Raw genomic sequence first — 16,373 nt, 5'->3', positions numbered from 1 at the left:
GCTCAAATGCATTTGAAATAGTCGAATGGCTCCAGGCACTCGCGGCAGCGGTACAGCGCCTTGCAGGCCGTGGAGCCGAACTGGCTGAGCAATTCGGTATGGGCGCTGCCGCATTGCGGGCAGCACACCTGGGGGGCTCCGCCGAGCAGGCTGCGCTTGCTGGCGCTGCCTTGCGGCGGCGCAATGCCATAAGCGCGCAGGCGCTCGCGGCCCAGTTCGGTGATCCAGTCGGTGCTCCAGGCCGGGGTCAGCCGGCGCTCCAGGTCTGGCGCGGTGAAACCGGCGTGTTCCAGCGCCTGGCGTATATCCCCTTCGATGACTTCGGTGGCCGGGCAGCCAGAGTAGGTCGGGGTAACCACCAGGTGCAGGTGGCCGGCGCGCCAATCGACATCGCGCACGATCCCCAGGTCGACCACGCTGACTACCGGCACTTCAGGGTCCATGACCTGGCCCAATACCGCCCAGGCCCGGGCCAGGTCGTCACCTTGCTGTGCCCGCGCGCCGCGGTCACCGGCAATCAGTTCACCAGGTTGCATCGGGGTAGGCCCTTGGCAGGAACTGCATTTCGGCCAGCAGCAGGCCCAGATGCTCGGTGTGCAGGCCTTTGCGGCCGTCCAGGTAGAAGTGGCTCGCGGCCTTGGGCAGCGGCAGTTCGACCGAAGCAAACGTCGCGGCGACCTGCTTCAGCCAGGTGGCGCCGACGGTCGCTGGGTCGGCGGCAATACCGCATTCGGCCAAACGCACTTCGTTGTCGCTGCCAGCGGCGAGTTCGACGGTGAAGCGCCACAGTGCCGGGATAGCGGCCAGCATGCGCTGGCGGCTGGCATCGGTACCACCACCCAGACGTTGTACCCACTCGCTGGACCGGCGCAGGTGGTAGGTGACTTCCTTCAGGGCCTTGGCGGCAATACCGGCGATTCGCGCATCGCTGGACTCGACCAGCCCCCGCAGCACGGCGAAGTGCCAGGCGTCGTAGAGGAACTGTTTGGTCATGGTCACGGCAAAATCACCGTTGGGCTGCTCGACCAGCAACAGGTTGCGGTAGGCGCGCTCGTCACGGCGGAACGCCAGGGCATCGGCATCCCGGCCATCGTCGAGCAGCTCGGCGGCATACTCCAACCAGTTGCGGGCCTGGCCGACCAGATCGAGGCCGACGTTCATCAGGGCCAGCTCTTCCTCGATGGCCGGGGCGCGGCCACACCACTCACAGAGGCGCTGGCCCTGGACCAGGGCGCTGTCACCGAGCAACAGCAGGTAGGGGATAAGGGCTTCTTTATGCATGGCCCACCTCACATGTGTCCGACTTCGTCGGGCAGTTCGTAGAAGCTGGCATGGCGATAGACCTTGTCGTCCGAAGGGGCGAACAGCGGGTCTTTCTCGTCGGGAGAGGAGGCGGTGATCAGCGCCGAAGGCACCACCCACAGGCTCACACCTTCGCTACGGCGGGTGTAGAGCTCGCGGGCATTCTCGATGGCCATGGCGGCATCGGCGGCGTGCACGCTGCCGACATGCTTGTGGTTAAGGCCGTGCTTGCTGCGCACGAACACTTCGTAGAGGGTCCAGACAGACATTTTCGATCTCCGCATCAATCGCCGCTCAGGCGGCGTTCTTGTTCTGTTGCTTGCGCGCATAGGCCACGGCAGCCTCGCGTACCCAGGCGCCGTCCTCGATGGCCTTGCGCCGGGTGGCGACACGTTCCAGGTTGCACGGGCCATTGCCCTTGATCACTTCGTAGAACTCGTCCCACTGGATTTCGCCGAAGTCGTAGTGGCCGCGCTCGGCGTTCCACTTCAGCTCAGGGTCAGGCGCAGTGCAGCCAAGCAGTTCCAGCTGCGGCACGGTCTGGTCGATGAAGCGCTGGCGCAGTTCGTCGTTGGTCTGGCGCTTGATCTTCCAGGCCATCGACTGGGCGCTGTTGGGCGAGTGTTCATCGCTCGGGCCGAACATCATCAGCGCCGGCCACCACAGGCGGTTGATGGCGTCCTGAACCATGTCGCGCTGGGCTTGGGTGCCCTGGCGCATCATGGTCAGGAGCATTTCGTAGCCCTGGCGCTGGTGGAAGCTCTCTTCCTTGCAGATCCGGATCATCGCGCGGGAGTAGGGGCCGTAAGAGGTGCGCTGCAGTACCACCTGGTTGACGATGGCGGCGCCGTCCACCAGCCAGCCCACAGCGCCCATGTCGGCCCAGCTGAGGGTGGGGTAGTTGAAGATGCTCGAGTACTTGGCCTTGCCGCTGTGCAGTTTGGCGATTTCTTCGTCGCGGTCCGCCCCCAGGGTTTCCATGGCGCTGTACAGGTACAGGCCATGGCCGGCTTCGTCCTGAATCTTGGCCATCAGCTGCAGTTTGCGCTTGAGGCTGGGAGCACGGGTGACCCAGTTGCCTTCGGGCAGCATGCCGACGATTTCAGAGTGGGCGTGCTGGGAGATCTGCCGGATCAGGGTCTGGCGGTAGGCCTCGGGCATCCAGTTCTTGGCTTCGATCTTGATTTCGGCGTCGATCTTTTCCTGGAAGTTGCGTTCTTCGGGGGACATCTCTTCCAGCGACTTGATGCGCTTGACTCCGGTTTCCACTAGCTGTGCGTACATGTGCTGCGACTCCTGCTAAGGCATGAGTCATTTGTAAGCGATACAAAACATAACGTCAAACACATTTATGTGTATCAAGTAAGATTTGTGTATCACGTTGACAGGCAAGAGGGCTGTCGGGCAGCAGCGTGTGCCCGGCAGCACGCAGGCAAAAAAAGGCCCCGGACAATGCCGGGGCCGAAATGGCAGCCGAATGGGTCAGCTGGCCAACCGTTTGTCGAACACGTGGCACGCCTTGCCTTCGGAGCGCTTGAGCGTGCCGCAGGGCTGCAGGTGCACGTGGGTGCTGATACCGATGTAAGTCTTGATCTGTTTGCTCAACTCCCCGACAACCAACTTGCGCTGGCCTTCGTCAAGGTGCTGGCACTCTGCACGCAGCTCCACGTGCACCTGGACACTGTCCAGATTTCCATTGCGATACAGATGAATCTCATAAAGCTCAGAAAGCTGTTTTATTTTTAGCACCTGCTCCTCGATCTGAGTCGGGAACACATTGACCCCGCGAATGATCAGCATGTCGTCACTGCGACCGGTGATCTTGCCGATCCGCCGCATTGGCCGAGCGGTGCCGGGCAGCAGCCGGGTGAGGTCGCGGGTGCGGTAGCGCACCATCGGCAATGCCTCTTTGCTCAGCGAGGTAAATACCAGTTCGCCCAATTGGCCATCCGGCAGTACCTCGCCGGTGGCAGGGTCGATGATCTCGGGATAGAAGTGGTCTTCCCAGATGGTCGGGCCGTCCTTGGTCTCGATGCACTCCATTGCCACCCCGGGCCCCATGATTTCCGAGAGGCCATAGATATCGAGGGCATCGATACCCAGGCGCTGCTCGATCGAGCGGCGCAGCTCGTCGGTCCACGGCTCGGCACCAAAAATGCCCAGGCGCAGCTTGAGGTCGTGCGGGTCGATGCCCTGACGCTCGATTTCATCAGCCAGGTTGAGCATGTAGGACGGGGTGACCATGATGATGTCGGGCTGGAAGTCGCGAATCAGTTGCACCTGCTTTTCGGTCTGGCCACCGGACATGGGGATCACGGTGCAGCCCAGGCGTTCTGCACCGTAGTGCGCGCCGAGCCCACCGGTGAACAGTCCGTAGCCGTAGGACACATGCACCTTGTCACCTTTGCGCCCGCCGGCCGCACGAATCGAACGGGCAACCACATTGGCCCAGGTGTCGATATCGTTCTGGGTGTAGCCGACCACCGTCGGCTTGCCGGTGGTGCCACTGGAGGCATGCAGGCGCACCACTTCTTCCTGGGGCACGGCAAACATGCCGTAGGGGTAGTTGTCGCGCAGGTCGTTCTTGCCGGTGAAGGGGAACTTCGCCAGGTCCTCCAGGCACTTGAGGTCATCAGGGTGGATGCCGTACTCGGCAAAGCGCTGGCGGTACAACGGCACATTGTCGTAGGCGTGCTTCAGGCTCCAGCGCAGACGCTCCAGCTGGTGCTGGCGCAGGCCATCGACGCTGGCGGTTTCCATCGGGTCCAGCAGGGCACGATCGGCATCATGGTACATGTTCATGGCTTCACTCGAATTGTTCTTGTACGCCGCGCGGCAGCGGTTGCAGGCCACGCGGTGAGTGTCATGGAGGCAGCATATACGGCTGCGTTCAGTTCGGTAACAAGCGCAGGGCCTGAACCGCTCAGAGGCGCTCGATGATCATGGCAATGCCTTGGCCTACGCCGATGCACATGGTGCACAGGGCGTAGCGGCCGGCCGTTTCTTCAAGCTCGTGCAAGGCAGTGGTCACCAATCGAGCACCGCTCATGCCCAGTGGATGGCCCAGGGCGATGGCGCCGCCGTTGCGGTTGACTCGTGGGTCGTCGTCGGCCAGGCCCAGCTCGCGCAACACGGCCAGCCCTTGGGCGGCAAAGGCTTCATTGAGTTCGATGACATCCATGTCAGCCAGTGCCAGGCCGCTGAGCGCCAGCACCTTGCGGGTCGCAGGCACCGGACCGATGCCCATCAGCCTGGGTTCGACCCCGGCCACAGCCATGCCGACGATGCGCCCGCGCGCTTTCAGGCCATGGCGGCGGGCCGCGGCGCTGCTGGCCAGCAGCAGGGCGCACGCGCCGTCATTCACGCCGGAGGCATTACCCGCCGTTACGCTGCCGCCTTCACGAAACGGCGTGCCGAGCCGAGCCAACTGCTCCAGGGTCGTGTCGCCGCGCGGGTGCTCGTCATGCTCGACCACTTTGGCAGGGCCTTTGCGTTGCGGGATTTCGACCGGCACGATTTCCCTCGCCAGGCGGCCGCGGGCCTGAGCTGCTGCGGCCTTGTGCTGGCTGCGCAGGGCAAAGGCATCCTGGTCGGCGCGCGAGATGCCGAACTGCTCTGCCACGTTTTCGGCCGTTTCCGGCATCGAATCGATGCCGTAGGCAGTCTTCATCAGCGGGTTGACGAAACGCCAGCCGATCGTGGTGTCGAACAGTTCGGCCGCACGCCCGAATGCCTGTTCCGACTTACCCATCACAAACGGCGCACGCGACATGGATTCCACACCGCCGGCCAGCATGAGCCCTGCTTCACCACAGCGCAGGGCACGTGCCGCATTGCCGATGGCATCCAGGCCGGAACCGCACAGGCGGTTGATCGTGGTCCCTGGAACTTCGACTGGCAGCCCGGCCAGCAGGCTCGCCATGTGAGCCACGTTGCGGTTGTCCTCGCCGGCCTGGTTGGCACAGCCGAAGATGACGTCATCAATGGCTTTCCAGTCCAGTTCGGGGTGGCGCTGGATCAAGGCTTTGAGCGGGATGGCCGCCAGGTCGTCGGCGCGCACACTGCTCAGGGCCCCGGCATAGCGGGCAATGGGGGTGCGTACGGCGTCGATGATCAAGGCATCGGCGTGGGTCGGTTCATTCATCTTGCGTCTCCTGCGCCAGCACGGTGCCGCGCACTTTGTAGGATTTGCCATGGAACATCGCCACCAGGTCACCGCGCTGGTTGTCGATGCGCACGTCGTACAGGCCGGTGCGGCCTTTGCGGCTGACTTCGCTGGCGTGGGCGGTGAGCACGTCATCGCGCAGCGCCGGGGCCAGGTAGTCGATGCTGCAGCCCAGCGCCACCGTGGCCTGGTCGTAGCTGTTGCAGGCGAAGGCAAACGCCGAATCGGCCAACGCGAACAGGAAACCGCCATGGCAGGTGCCATGCCCCTGGATCATGTCGGCACGCACCGGCATGCGCAGGCTGGCCCGACCTGGGCCGGCATCCAGCAGGCTGATACCCAGGCCCTGGGTGGCTTGGTCGCGGGCGTACATGGCGTCGGCACAGGCTTGTGCCAGTTGCTCTTCAGTCATGTAGGGTGCCTCCTTTGGCTTCACAGCGGCGTAACAACAGGGAAGGGCGGTAGCGGCTCTCGCCATAGCTGCGCTGCAGGTTGTCGAGCACGGCCAGGGTGTGGGCAAGGCCGATGTCTGCGGCCCAGGCCAGCGGGCCGCGGGGGTAATTGACGCCGGCGCGCATGGCCAGGTCGATGTCGGCGGCGCTGCCGACGCCCTGAAGCACCGCATCGGCAGCCTCGTTGGCGAGCATTGCCACGGTGCGCAGCACCACCAGGCCGGGCAGGTCGGCGATGCCGGTCACTTTCAAGCCTGCGCGCTGCAGCAGGGCTACAGCCTGGTCACGGGCGCTGTCGCTGGTATCCGCTGACCAGCTGATGGCTAGGCGCGTGGCGCTGCTGTAGTCCAGCGCCAGGTCGAGCAGCACAAGGTTGCGCAGGCCGTCTTCGCGGGCGCGCTGGCTCGCCAGGCGGCCATCGGACAGGGCCAGGGTGGCATCGCCCACCTGAATCAGGCCACTACCGGCGCGTTGGGTCACGGCAATACCGCTTTGGCGCAGGCGCTCGACCAGCGGCTGCATCACCCCCAGGTTGCCCTCGACAACGCAGGCCTCTGCGCCGGCGGAGCTGTGCAGTTCGGCCGGCTGCGGGCGCTCGACGCCTTCGGCATAGCGATAGAAGCCTTGGCCGGTCTTACGACCCAGGCGACCGGCGTCCACCAGTTCCTTCTGCACCAGCGAAGGCTGGAAACGGAAATCGCCATAGAAAGCATCGAATACGGAACAGGTGACCGCGTAATTGACGTCATGGCCAATCAGGTCGGTCAGCTCGAACGCCCCCATGCGGAAGCCACCCGCGTCACGCATCAGCGCATCCAGGCTGGCGCAATCGGCGGCACCTTCCTGCATCAGGCGCAGGCTTTCGGCATAGAACGGCCGCGCTACCCGGTTGACGATGAAACCGGGTGTAGAGCGCGCATGGACCGGCTGCTTGCCCCAGGCCTGGGCAGTGGCGTAGATGCGTGCGGCAACTGTCGGGTCGGTTGCCAGGCCCGACACCACCTCGACCAGCGCCATCAGCGGTGCCGGGTTGAAGAAATGCATACCGACCACGTGCTGCGGGCGTTCAAGGCCAGCCGCAAGGCTGGTGATGGACAGTGACGAAGTATTGCTGGCAAGGATACAGTCGACTGCGCAAAGGGTTTCGAGCTGACTGAACAGCGCCTGCTTCACCTGCAGGTTTTCGACGATGGCTTCAATCACCAGGCCGGCATCTGCCAAGGCCTCGAGTGTCTCGACCGGGAACAGGCGGGCATTGATCACTTCGCGTTCAGCGGCCAGCAACTTTCCTTTTTCAACCAGCCGGGCCAGTTGGCGATCGATACCCTCCACTGCCTGGGCGGCAGCACCCGGGCGGTTATCGTAGAGCTTGACGGGGTGGCCGGCCTGGGCCGCGACCTGGGCAATACCGGCGCCCATGGCGCCGGCACCGATCACTGCCACCTGCGCATTGCTTGCGAGTGCGCCCATGTTCAGCGCCCCTTGAAGGCTGGCGAGCGTTTGTTCATGAAGGCGCTCACGCCTTCGCGGTAGTCCTCGCTGCGCCCGGCCAGGCGCTGCAGGTCGCGCTCCAGCTCCAGCTGCTCCTCAAAACCGTTGTCGAAACTGGCATTGAGGCTGCGCTTGATCAGTGCCAGGCCGTAGGTAGGCTGGGCAGCGAGCTGGCGGGCGAGGGTGAGGGCTTCGTCACGCAGCGCGGCATCATCCACCACGCGATGGATCAGCCCCCATTGCTCGGCCTGTTCGGCGCCAAGGCGCTCGCCCAGCATGGCCAGCGCCTTGGCCCGGGCCATGCCGACCAAGCGCGGCAGCAGCCAGGTACCGCCGGAATCCGGCACCAGGCCGATCTTGCAGAAGGCCTGGATGAAGCTGGCCGAGCGGGCGGCCAGCACCAGGTCGCAGGCCAAGGGAATGTTGGCACCGGCTCCGGCAGCCACGCCGTTGACCGCGCAGATCACCGGCAATGGCAGGTCGCGCAGGGTGCGCACCAGCGGGTTGTAGAACTTGTCGATCGACTGGCCCAGGTCTGGCATCTCGGCGCCTGGGGCAACGTTGCGGTCGGACAGGTCCTGGCCGGCGCAGAAGCCGCGGCCTTCAGCCGTCAGCAGCAGCACCCGTGCTTCACTGCTCTGACGCACTTGCTTGAGCGCTTCGCGCACCTCCAGGTGCATGGCCGTATTGAAGCTGTTCAGCTGCTCGGGGCGGTTCAACGAAAGGAGGGCGACGCCGTCCTCGATGGAAAACAGGATGTGCTGGAAAGTCATGACAGGCTCGCTCCGTCAGTCGAGAGAATGAAGTTCAGCGCCCCTGGAAACGGGCCTGGCGCTTTTCCTGGAAGGCGCGGATGCCTTCATCGCGGTCGGCGGTGCCAGCCAGCAGAGTGAACGCATGGCGCTCGAAGCGCAGACCGCTGGCCAGGTCGGTATCACCGGCCTTCAGTAGCGCCTCCTTGGCCAGGCGCACGGCCAGCGGCGCTTTGGCGGCGATGCTGCGGGCAACCTGCATGGCGCGTTCTACGGTGAGTTCGGGCTGGGTAATTTCGCTGACCAGGCCGGCCTGCTGGGCGCGGTGGGCAGTGATGGGCTCCCCCGTCAGCACCATCTGCATGGCCAACGGCTTACCGACGGCGCGCAACAGGCGCTGGGTGCCGCCAGCACCGGGGATGATGCCCAGGTTGATTTCCGGCTGGCCGAAACGGGCGTCGGTACTGGCGATGAGGATGTCGGCGCACATTGCCAGTTCGCAGCCGCCACCCAGGGCATAGCCGTTGACTGCGGCAATCAGCGGCTTGGCGAATGCAGCGATGCTTTGCCAATGCGCTACGCGGGGGTCATTAAGGATGCCGACCAGGTCGCGATCGGCCATCTCGCCAATGTCGGCGCCTGCGGCGAAAGCCCTGGCACTGCCCGTAATCACTACAGTTCGGACACGCTCGTCGTCCCCGGCAGCCTGCAACGCAGCAGCCAGTTGTGCCAGTAACTCGGTGCTCAGGGCGTTCAAGGCCTCGGGCCGTTGCAGGGTAATGAGCTGAACGCCGTGTTCGGGCGCCTGCACATCGATATATCGCGGCATCTCGGGTTCCTCTGGCTGCACGCACGGCACATCGCGGGGCCGGCATTTCTTGGAATTGTTTGCAGGGGCGTAATGCGGGATCACGACCAGGTGAGGCCAGTATATGCTCTAAATGATACATATATGCAACATCAAAAATACGTTTCCGTATCTCTTTGTGTGTTATCCGGCGATCACCGCTCCGCCGCAATATCTGCAGATGAATCGTTTTTCCTATGGATTTACGGGTATTTTCAGCTGATTTTTGTCTGGCAGCATTAGATCAACACAAGTGATACACGATTGACGATCAAACAGCTTCTGATACAAGATCGACTGACATTTCAAATCATTTCAGGAGTGATGCGATGCCTTGCTATCGACTGGACGGCCTGACGCCCGTGGTTCACCCGACAGCCTACGTACACCCCAGCGCAGTCCTGATCGGCGACGTCATCGTCGGCCCCCGCTGCTACATTGGCCCACTGGCATCGCTCAGGGGCGATTTCGGCCGCATCGTGCTGGAGGAGGGCGCCAACTTGCAGGACACCTGCGTGATGCATGGTTTCCCGGGGGGCGATACCGTAGTGGAGCGTAACGGGCACGTCGGCCATGGCGCGGTGCTGCACGGCTGTCGCGTGGGCGAAGATTCATTGATCGGCATGAACGCCGTGGTGATGGATGGCGCCCATGTCGCACCACGCTGCATCGTCGCGGCCACCGCCTTCGTCAAAGCTGGCTTCGAATGCGCGGCGCAGAGCCTGGTGATGGGGTCACCAGCCCAGGTCAAACGCCCACTGAGCGAGCAGGAACTGGCCTGGAAACAGCGCGGGACGGCGGAGTACCAGCACCTGGCGCGGCGCTGCATGAACAGCATGGTCGAATGCCCGCCGCTGGCCGAGGCAGAGCCGGGGCGCCCGCGCATGGAAGACACTGGGGTCAGGCCCAAGGGCCAGGCGAGCGCATGAGCCTGGCAGTGACACGCAATGGCCAGGCGGCCCGCCGCACAGGTATAGTCGGTGCTTTATCCGCGCACAGTTCGCCCATGAGCAATCTCGCCCCACTGAACCACTTGATTACCCGCTTTCAGGAGCAGACGCCAATCCGCGCCAGTTCCCTGATCATCACGTTGTACGGCGATGCCATCGAGCCGCACGGCGGTACAGTCTGGCTCGGTAGCCTGATCAACCTGCTGGAGCCGATCGGCATCAATGAACGGTTGATCCGCACGTCGATCTTTCGCCTGACCAAAGAGGGTTGGCTCACTGCAGAAAAGGTGGGGCGACGCAGTTATTACAGCCTGACCGGCACTGGCCGTCGGCGTTTCGAAAAAGCCTTCAAGCGCGTCTATAGCCCGAGCCAGCCGGCCTGGGACGGGGCCTGGACGCTGGTGTTGCTGTCGCAACTCGAGACGGGTAAACGTAAGGCAGTGCGTGAAGAACTGGAGTGGCAGGGGTTTGGCGTCATGGCACCGAACCTGCTGGGCTGCCCACGGGCAGATCGTGCCGACCTGGCGGCCACGTTGCGTGATCTTGAAGCCAGCGACGACAGCATCGTCTTCGAAACCCACACCCAAGAGGTACTCGCGTCCAAGGCCATGCGCGCCCAGGTGCGGGAAAGCTGGCGTATCGACGAACTGGGGCAGCAATACAGCGAGTTCATCCAGCTGTTCAGGCCGCTGTGGCAAGGTTTGAAAGAGCAGCCGTTGCTCGATGCTCAAGATTGCTTCCTGGCACGCACGCTGCTGATTCACGAGTACCGCCGCCTGCTGCTGCGCGACCCGCAACTACCCGACGAGCTACTGCCAGGGGACTGGGAGGGAAGGGCCGCGCGACAGTTGTGCCGCAACCTCTATCGACTGGTGTTTGCCAAGGCCGAAGAATGGTTGAATGCAGCGCTGGAGACAGCAGATGGCCCATTGCCGGACGTGAGCGAGGGTTTCTACAAGCGTTTTGGCGGGTTGGTTTGAAAGGAATGCTCGCGTCACAGCGTCGTGGCCAACATCTACGGCGTCCGAGCAGGGTGCCTTCAGGGGCCCTTGACCTCACATTCACCGCCGCCCTGTTCCAGTGCCATGAGTGCAGGCATATCGAGAATTTCTACCAACCTGCCATGCAGGTCGACGAGACCCAGCGCCCGCAGGTGGGCGATGGATCGGCATACGGTTTCCAGGCGTAATCCCAGGTACGACGCCATGTCTTCTCGGGACATCCGCAGCATGAAGCCATGGGCAGAATAACCACGGCTGACGAAGCGCCTGGAGAGCCCTACCAGGAAGCTGGCCAGCCGCTGTTCTGCGGTGAGGTTGCACAGCATCAGCACACGCCCGTGCTCACGCACGATCTCCCGGCTCATCAAGCGATTGAGGCTTTGCTGCAGGACCGGAAAGTCACGCGCCAGGGTTTGCAAGCGGCGATAGGGGACTGGGCAGACTTCGCTGTCTTCCAGGGCAATGGCGTCGCAGACATGGTGCTCTGTGGCAATGGCATCAAGGCCCAGTACATCGCCCGGCATCCAGAAGTTGATCACCACGCCTTGCCCCTCGGCGGTGTTCAGGCTGGTCTTGAAACTGCCGCAGCGGACGGCATAGAGCATGGTCAGCGGATCGTTGGCATTGAACAGCGCGGCGCCCTTGCGAATGCGAAGGCGTGGGCCTATCAACGCGCCCAGGCAGCTGTCGTCGTCAACCGGCAGGCCGGTGGGGAGACACAGGCCGCTGACCCGGCAATCCCTGCAGTGGTTCGCCAGCGGTTTCAGGTGAATAGGGTTTGCCTTGGACGACTCGTTGGGCGAGTCGAGCCGTGTGACCTTCAGTTGGCCTGGCATCTTCAGGCCTCCTCAGCACTTCGGAGGCCGCTTTGGGCCTTCAAGCCAATGCGCGCACTGTGCGCATCGGCAATCCCAGCGTGGCGCGACCAATCGGCCAGCATGTCAAACGAGTGGGGCGCATTGAGGCGGGTTGTCAACCGTTCGACAAACTGCTCGGCTTCAGCTGCCGTACTGAAACTCACCCGCCAGTGATCCATGCGAACCCAACAGCGTCCCTGCACAGTGTTCTTCTCGACGTAAACGTTCATCAGAGCCTCCAAAGCATGTATCGGTAGACAATGCAAAATGAAGGCGTCCCTGCCGGCAGCGCAGGTGAAGCTCAGGGCGTTATCACCATGGCACGCCTGCGGCGCCTGAAGTGAATGTTGATATGGGTACAGGGTGCGCCTGCGAAGTGTCGAGACATTGATCCGCGTCAAGTTGTTGCGCCATGGGCAATGCCGTTTGTCAGAAGGTGCCTCCAGTTGATAAACATCAAATTCGCAAGACCTGGGTGGCAGATGCTTGAGCTACATATCGCAACCTCAGAGGTGTGCCATGGATACTCCGCAAAGACTGCTGCTGATCGCCTCCCCCCTGATGCGCCGAACCCCGGCCTATGACCGGGCTGCTGCGTTGGCCAAGGCCAAGGGGATGGCCCTGCACATCGTGGCTTTCGACTACGTGGAAGGGCTTGCCACGGCGGGCCTGGTGAATGACCAGGCGCTGGTAGTCATGCGCGAGGGTTACGTGCAGCAGCACCGTGAATGGCTGGAAACCCAGGCGACATCGATGCGGCGCAGTGGTGTCATCGTCACAACCGAGGTGGTGTGGGTACAGCAACCCTTGAACGAGATCCTGGTGCACTTGCGTGAGCAGCCGTTCGCCATGCTGATCAAGGCGTTCGAGCATGAGCCCTGGTGGATGCGCGCAATGTTCACCTCGCTGGATATCCAGTTGCTGCGTGAAACGCGAACCCCCTTGCACTTGGTACACAAGGCCAGCCACGCGTTGCCACGCAGGATTCTTGCGGCGGTGGACCTGTCCAGGCCTGAGGATCAGTTCGAAGGTTTCAACGACCAGATCATCAGCGAAGCGCTGAAACTGACATTGCAGTGCAATGCACAGATCGAGTTGCTGTATGCCTACGACTTGGGTTCCATGTACCTGGATGCAGGCGGCAGCCGGGAACATTCGTTCCTGTTCGATTCGAACCACGCCCGGACCTTGCATGACGCTCAGAGTGCTGCCTTCCAGGAGCTTGCCGAACGCAACGGGATCGCCGTCGAACACCGCCACATGCGCATAGGCGACCCGGCAAAGGCCTTGGCGATATTCATGGATAACAATGATATCGACGTGCTGGTCATGGGCAGTTATCACCACCATGGCATCGGCTGGTTCATCGGCAGTACTGCCGAGCGGGTTTTGCATCGGTTGTCCAGCAGCGTGCTGGTGATTTCTCCAGAGCGCTCCCAAGGCTGAAGCACAAGGCCCGCAAGGGCCTTTTCTTTTCAAGGCTGCAGGTCAAGTTCGTGCAGGATCTCGCTCACATCCCCGCCAGGGTAGCGTGAGGTGAAGCCTAGTGCCTTGACCAGCCGGTGCATGCCATAGTTGCTGGCCAGATCCCGGGAAACCATGCACTGAAAGCCATTGCGTCGTGCGGCTGCAATCAGGTGCTGCATCAGGCGCTTGCCCAACCCTTTGCGCTGCCAGTCTTCGCTGACCGCCACTGCGCATTCGCAACATTGGCTGCCAGGTAGGCCTGCATAACGGCTGACGCCGATCTGTTGCAATTTACCGTCCACATGAGCCAAGGCGACGTAGGCCATGCGCTGCTGATAGTCCACGGGCATGCATTGCGTGTCCAAGCTGGGCAAGCCGCCGCTGAGTCCGGCAATGAAACGAAAACGCCGTGATTCATAAGTGATTGTGCTCAGAAAACGCTTGTCCCGTTCGTGGTCCTCCTCGCGTAAGGGGCGGATCAGCACCGCCGAACCGTCCTCGAGGTTTTCGACCCAGTGTTCGCAGGTCTGTGGCTGTGCTGTTTGCTGCCCGTTCATGACGCCTCCCGTTACTCGATCATTGCCTGGTGCAGCCGTTTTAACGTGACGGGCCGGTTAGGTTCTGACAATCATCAAGTTCAGGCTGGGTAGCAGTTTTCTGATCTGCATCAAGCAACATCGATCCTGCGCGCGGAACATCGTCAGCATCACATCCACTGACGCAAGCGCGGAGGTTCACCATGGGGCAATATCGACAATTGCTGGTGCTGCTGAGCGAGGTCGATCCGCATTCCGCCGCTTTGCGCCGAGCCCTTGCCTTGGCGCAAGTCAGCGGTGCCAGCGTGCATGTGCTGGGCCTGTTCGAGCCGAGCGAGGAGCACCTTCTGCGCGAAGAGCGGCTGAACGAGGCCGATATCAAGCGCCAGTACCAGCATTATCGCGTTCAGTTGACGGGATTGGTCGAACGGCATCGGGGCAGCGGTACGACGCTGACGGTCGACAGCCTGAATGCGGAGGATATCCGCAGCCAGGCGATCGATTACATCAGTGAACTGCAGCCGGATATGGTCATCAAGGACAGCGAAGCCGCGTCGGCCCTGATGCGCATGTTCGGCACCCCACTGGATTGTGCGCTGATGCGAGGTTTCAAAGGCGTCAGCCATTTCGTGCCGGCGGCGGCCGTTTCATTGCCGCGGCGTGTGCTGGTCGCCGTGGATACTGCGTTCAGCGAGACGCCTGCCGTCCAGGCGTGCTTCAATCATGGACTGATTCGTGCTGGCCAGGCGCTGGCGTTGCAGTGTGACGCGCCCCTGCATCTGCTATCGGCCTACAACCTGGCAGGGGTATTTGCCTCGGACATGAATGTCTCCCAGGCGTGGATCGACGAGATGCGCGAGGCACTGCAGGAGCCATTCGAAGCGCTGGCCGATGCCGAAGGCTTCGCGCCGGAGCGCCGACATTTCATGGAGGGAGGCCCGGTACAGGTGATTCGTGAACAGGTCGCGGCCCTGGAGATCGATGCGGTGGTGATGGGCGTGGTACAGCCCAAAGGCTTGGACAAACTGTTGGGTGACACCACCGAGCGTATCGTCAGCCGCCCACCGTGCAGTGTGCTCGCCGTTCATCCCCAAATAGCCGAAAGTTGGGAGCCTTGGCCATGCAACTGACTTTTCTTGGCGGCACCGGGACCGTGACCGGCAGCAAATTCCTGTTGACCCGTGACAGCACGCGGGTATTGGTCGACTGCGGACTCTTCCAGGGGTTCAAGCAACTGCGCCTGCGCAACTGGCAGCCACTGCCCCCGGCGCTGCGGGCGCTCGATGCAGTGGTGCTGACCCACGCCCACCTTGACCACAGTGGTTATCTACCGGTGCTGGTTCGGGAAGGCTACCGCGGGCCGATCTACGCCACGCCGGCGACTTGCGCCCTGGCGGAAATCCTCTTGCTCGACAGTGCGCGGCTGCAGGAAGAGCAGGCCGACCATGCCAATCGCCACGGTTACTCCAAGCATGCACCGGCGCAACCGCTCTATACCGAGCAGGATGCCAAAAGGGTCCTGGCACTGTTTCATCCCGTAGAGTTGCACCAGGTGACCCTGATTGCCGAGGGCATGGAGCTGCTATTGCGTACCGCCGGACATATTCTGGGGGCAGCCACGGTCCAGATCAGCGCCGAAGGGCAGACCGTGCTGTTTTCGGGTGACCTCGGCCGCCCTGAGGATCCGATCATGCGTGCGCCTGAACTGGTCAGGACGACGGACGTGCTGTTGATCGAGTCTACCTATGGGGATCGCCAGCATCCGGCCGAATCGACCGAACAGTACCTGGCCAAGGTCATCAACGAAACGCTCCTGCGCCACGGCATTACCCTCGTGCCCTCGTTCGCTGTCGGCCGTGCCCAACTGCTCATGTACTACCTGTACACGCTCAAGCGCGACCGGCTGATCCCTGATATCCCGGTCTACCTGAACAGCCCGATGGCCACCGATGCCACTGTCCTGTACCAGCAGTACCGCAGTGAACACCGGCTGACAGCAGCCGAGTGCGCCGCCATGTGCAGGGGCACGCACATCGTCCGCACGGTCGACGAGTCCAGGCACCTGGACCAGCTGCGCGAGCCCGCAGTGATCATCGCCGCCAGTGGCATGGCGACCGGTGGACGGGTGCTTCACCACCTCAAGGCGCTGGCCCCCAACCCACGCAACAGCATTCTGTTCTCGGGCTTTCAAGCCGGGGGGACGCGGGGTGCCGATATCGTCGCGGGCGCCCACAGCGTGCGGTTGCACGGCGAGGACGTGCCCATCCGTGCACAGGTGCATGCGATGGAGAATCTTTCTGCGCACGCCGATGCTGATGAAATCATGGAATGGTTACGCGGGTTCACCCGGCCACCGCGTCAGACCTATGTCATTCATGGCGAGCCACACGCAGCCGACACCTTGCGGCGGCGGATCAGCCTCGAACTCGGCTGGCAGGTGTGCGTGCCTGAGTATCAGGAAACGGTTGCCATCGACCCTGTGCGCTAGGGGCTGTTTCTAACGCAGTATCACCGAGTATCAAGGCTTTTCATACAGAGCCTGGGGTGGCGCGG

General features: G+C 62.6%; 18 protein-coding genes. 5 read left to right on the top strand and 13 right to left on the bottom strand.

Going from position 1 to position 16,373, the window contains the following annotated elements:
- Window positions 1–2: 2 nt before the first annotated feature.
- From paaD to paaF, 10 genes are all read right to left on the bottom strand, one after another.
- Window positions 3–536 (bottom strand): 1,2-phenylacetyl-CoA epoxidase subunit PaaD, encoded by a 534-nt coding sequence (gene paaD, locus J3A98_RS11015; RefSeq protein WP_209966105.1) that lies wholly within the window; start codon window positions 534–536, stop codon window positions 3–5.
- Entirely contained in the window at window positions 523–1,281 is a 759-nt protein-coding gene (gene paaC / locus J3A98_RS11010) for a 1,2-phenylacetyl-CoA epoxidase subunit PaaC (protein ID WP_209966104.1), read from the bottom strand. Before paaC ends, paaD begins: the two co-directional genes overlap by 14 nt.
- A gap of 8 nt (window positions 1,282–1,289) precedes the next feature.
- The gene (paaB, locus tag J3A98_RS11005) at window positions 1,290–1,571 is read right to left on the bottom strand and encodes a 1,2-phenylacetyl-CoA epoxidase subunit PaaB (protein ID WP_004374528.1); all 282 of its coding nucleotides are present in this window, start codon (window positions 1,569–1,571) and stop codon (window positions 1,290–1,292) included.
- A 25-nt stretch (window positions 1,572–1,596) separates the two neighbouring features.
- Window positions 1,597–2,586, bottom strand: coding sequence for a 1,2-phenylacetyl-CoA epoxidase subunit PaaA (gene paaA, locus J3A98_RS11000; protein WP_010954157.1), 990 nt, complete (start codon window positions 2,584–2,586; stop codon window positions 1,597–1,599).
- A gap of 198 nt (window positions 2,587–2,784) precedes the next feature.
- The gene (gene paaK / locus J3A98_RS10995; RefSeq protein ID WP_209966102.1) at window positions 2,785–4,104 is read right to left on the bottom strand and encodes a phenylacetate--CoA ligase PaaK; all 1,320 of its coding nucleotides are present in this window, start codon (window positions 4,102–4,104) and stop codon (window positions 2,785–2,787) included.
- Window positions 4,105–4,225: 121 nt separating this feature from the next.
- Window positions 4,226–5,446, bottom strand: coding sequence for a 3-oxoadipyl-CoA thiolase (pcaF, locus tag J3A98_RS10990; protein ID WP_209966100.1), 1,221 nt, complete (start codon window positions 5,444–5,446; stop codon window positions 4,226–4,228).
- Complete coding sequence (gene paaI, locus J3A98_RS10985; protein WP_209966098.1) at window positions 5,439–5,879, bottom strand: hydroxyphenylacetyl-CoA thioesterase PaaI; 441 nt, start codon at window positions 5,877–5,879, stop codon at window positions 5,439–5,441. The genes pcaF and paaI overlap by 8 nt, the downstream gene beginning before the upstream one ends.
- Window positions 5,872–7,389, bottom strand: coding sequence for a 3-hydroxyacyl-CoA dehydrogenase PaaH (gene paaH / locus J3A98_RS10980; protein WP_209966095.1), 1,518 nt, complete (start codon window positions 7,387–7,389; stop codon window positions 5,872–5,874). The genes paaI and paaH overlap by 8 nt, the downstream gene beginning before the upstream one ends.
- A gap of 2 nt (window positions 7,390–7,391) precedes the next feature.
- Window positions 7,392–8,183 (bottom strand): 2-(1,2-epoxy-1,2-dihydrophenyl)acetyl-CoA isomerase PaaG, encoded by a 792-nt coding sequence (gene paaG / locus J3A98_RS10975; RefSeq protein ID WP_209966093.1) that lies wholly within the window; start codon window positions 8,181–8,183, stop codon window positions 7,392–7,394.
- A gap of 34 nt (window positions 8,184–8,217) precedes the next feature.
- Window positions 8,218–8,991 carry a 2,3-dehydroadipyl-CoA hydratase PaaF gene (gene paaF, locus J3A98_RS10970; RefSeq protein WP_209966092.1) on the bottom strand — a complete coding sequence of 258 codons (774 nt, stop codon included), beginning with the start codon at window positions 8,989–8,991 and terminating at the stop codon, window positions 8,218–8,220.
- A 347-nt stretch (window positions 8,992–9,338) separates the two neighbouring features.
- Here paaF and paaY point away from each other — a divergent pair, with 347 nt between their 5' ends.
- Both paaY and paaX read left to right on the top strand, forming a co-directional pair.
- Window positions 9,339–9,938 (top strand): phenylacetic acid degradation protein PaaY, encoded by a 600-nt coding sequence (gene paaY / locus J3A98_RS10965; RefSeq protein ID WP_176684213.1) that lies wholly within the window; start codon window positions 9,339–9,341, stop codon window positions 9,936–9,938.
- A 77-nt stretch (window positions 9,939–10,015) separates the two neighbouring features.
- Window positions 10,016–10,939: a phenylacetic acid degradation operon negative regulatory protein PaaX gene (gene paaX / locus J3A98_RS10960; RefSeq protein ID WP_209966089.1), complete on the top strand. Its 924-nt coding sequence runs from the start codon at window positions 10,016–10,018 to the stop codon at window positions 10,937–10,939.
- 59 nt (window positions 10,940–10,998) lie between these two features.
- On the opposite strand, the gene J3A98_RS10955 is transcribed toward paaX, so the two are convergent.
- Window positions 10,999–11,796, bottom strand: coding sequence for a helix-turn-helix domain-containing protein (locus J3A98_RS10955; protein ID WP_176684211.1), 798 nt, complete (start codon window positions 11,794–11,796; stop codon window positions 10,999–11,001).
- 2 nt (window positions 11,797–11,798) lie between these two features.
- Window positions 11,799–12,047 (bottom strand): hypothetical protein, encoded by a 249-nt coding sequence (locus J3A98_RS10950; RefSeq protein WP_209966087.1) that lies wholly within the window; start codon window positions 12,045–12,047, stop codon window positions 11,799–11,801.
- Window positions 12,048–12,336: 289 nt separating this feature from the next.
- Here J3A98_RS10950 and J3A98_RS10945 point away from each other — a divergent pair, with 289 nt between their 5' ends.
- Window positions 12,337–13,263: a universal stress protein gene (locus J3A98_RS10945; protein ID WP_209966085.1), complete on the top strand. Its 927-nt coding sequence runs from the start codon at window positions 12,337–12,339 to the stop codon at window positions 13,261–13,263.
- 29 nt (window positions 13,264–13,292) lie between these two features.
- On the opposite strand, the gene J3A98_RS10940 is transcribed toward J3A98_RS10945, so the two are convergent.
- A complete protein-coding gene (locus J3A98_RS10940; protein WP_176684208.1) occupies window positions 13,293–13,841 on the bottom strand; it encodes a GNAT family N-acetyltransferase in 549 nt (182 codons plus the stop codon).
- A gap of 182 nt (window positions 13,842–14,023) precedes the next feature.
- Between J3A98_RS10940 and J3A98_RS10935 the strand changes: the two genes are divergently transcribed.
- Both J3A98_RS10935 and J3A98_RS10930 read left to right on the top strand, forming a co-directional pair.
- The gene (locus J3A98_RS10935) at window positions 14,024–14,950 is read left to right on the top strand and encodes a universal stress protein (RefSeq protein WP_209966082.1); all 927 of its coding nucleotides are present in this window, start codon (window positions 14,024–14,026) and stop codon (window positions 14,948–14,950) included.
- Entirely contained in the window at window positions 14,941–16,308 is a 1,368-nt protein-coding gene (locus J3A98_RS10930) for an MBL fold metallo-hydrolase (protein ID WP_209966080.1), read from the top strand. The genes J3A98_RS10935 and J3A98_RS10930 overlap by 10 nt, the downstream gene beginning before the upstream one ends.
- Window positions 16,309–16,373: the final 65 nt, after the last annotated feature.

It is taken from the genome of Pseudomonas sp. BP6, assembly GCF_017875935.1.
Taxonomy (GTDB): domain Bacteria; phylum Pseudomonadota; class Gammaproteobacteria; order Pseudomonadales; family Pseudomonadaceae; genus Aquipseudomonas; species Aquipseudomonas putida_Y.
This window is presented reverse-complemented; position numbering and strand designations above follow the sequence as displayed.

Coding starts and splice junctions, on each gene's coding strand:
- paaG (WP_209966093.1), bottom strand. CDS start 8,183: ATGACTTTCCAGCACATCCTGTTTTCCATCGAGGACGGCGTCGCCCTC.
- pcaF (WP_209966100.1), bottom strand. CDS start 5,446: ATGAATGAACCGACCCACGCCGATGCCTTGATCATCGACGCCGTACGC.
- paaB (WP_004374528.1), bottom strand. CDS start 1,571: ATGTCTGTCTGGACCCTCTACGAAGTGTTCGTGCGCAGCAAGCACGGC.
- J3A98_RS10930 (WP_209966080.1), top strand. CDS start 14,941: ATGCAACTGACTTTTCTTGGCGGCACCGGGACCGTGACCGGCAGCAAA.
- J3A98_RS10950 (WP_209966087.1), bottom strand. CDS start 12,047: ATGAACGTTTACGTCGAGAAGAACACTGTGCAGGGACGCTGTTGGGTT.
- paaK (WP_209966102.1), bottom strand. CDS start 4,104: ATGAACATGTACCATGATGCCGATCGTGCCCTGCTGGACCCGATGGAA.
- J3A98_RS10935 (WP_209966082.1), top strand. CDS start 14,024: ATGGGGCAATATCGACAATTGCTGGTGCTGCTGAGCGAGGTCGATCCG.
- J3A98_RS10940 (WP_176684208.1), bottom strand. CDS start 13,841: ATGAACGGGCAGCAAACAGCACAGCCACAGACCTGCGAACACTGGGTC.
- paaF (WP_209966092.1), bottom strand. CDS start 8,991: ATGCCGCGATATATCGATGTGCAGGCGCCCGAACACGGCGTTCAGCTC.
- J3A98_RS10945 (WP_209966085.1), top strand. CDS start 12,337: ATGGATACTCCGCAAAGACTGCTGCTGATCGCCTCCCCCCTGATGCGC.
- paaA (WP_010954157.1), bottom strand. CDS start 2,586: ATGTACGCACAGCTAGTGGAAACCGGAGTCAAGCGCATCAAGTCGCTG.
- paaX (WP_209966089.1), top strand. CDS start 10,016: ATGAGCAATCTCGCCCCACTGAACCACTTGATTACCCGCTTTCAGGAG.
- paaI (WP_209966098.1), bottom strand. CDS start 5,879: ATGACTGAAGAGCAACTGGCACAAGCCTGTGCCGACGCCATGTACGCC.
- paaH (WP_209966095.1), bottom strand. CDS start 7,389: ATGGGCGCACTCGCAAGCAATGCGCAGGTGGCAGTGATCGGTGCCGGC.
- paaC (WP_209966104.1), bottom strand. CDS start 1,281: ATGCATAAAGAAGCCCTTATCCCCTACCTGCTGTTGCTCGGTGACAGC.
- paaY (WP_176684213.1), top strand. CDS start 9,339: ATGCCTTGCTATCGACTGGACGGCCTGACGCCCGTGGTTCACCCGACA.
- paaD (WP_209966105.1), bottom strand. CDS start 536: ATGCAACCTGGTGAACTGATTGCCGGTGACCGCGGCGCGCGGGCACAG.
- J3A98_RS10955 (WP_176684211.1), bottom strand. CDS start 11,796: ATGCCAGGCCAACTGAAGGTCACACGGCTCGACTCGCCCAACGAGTCG.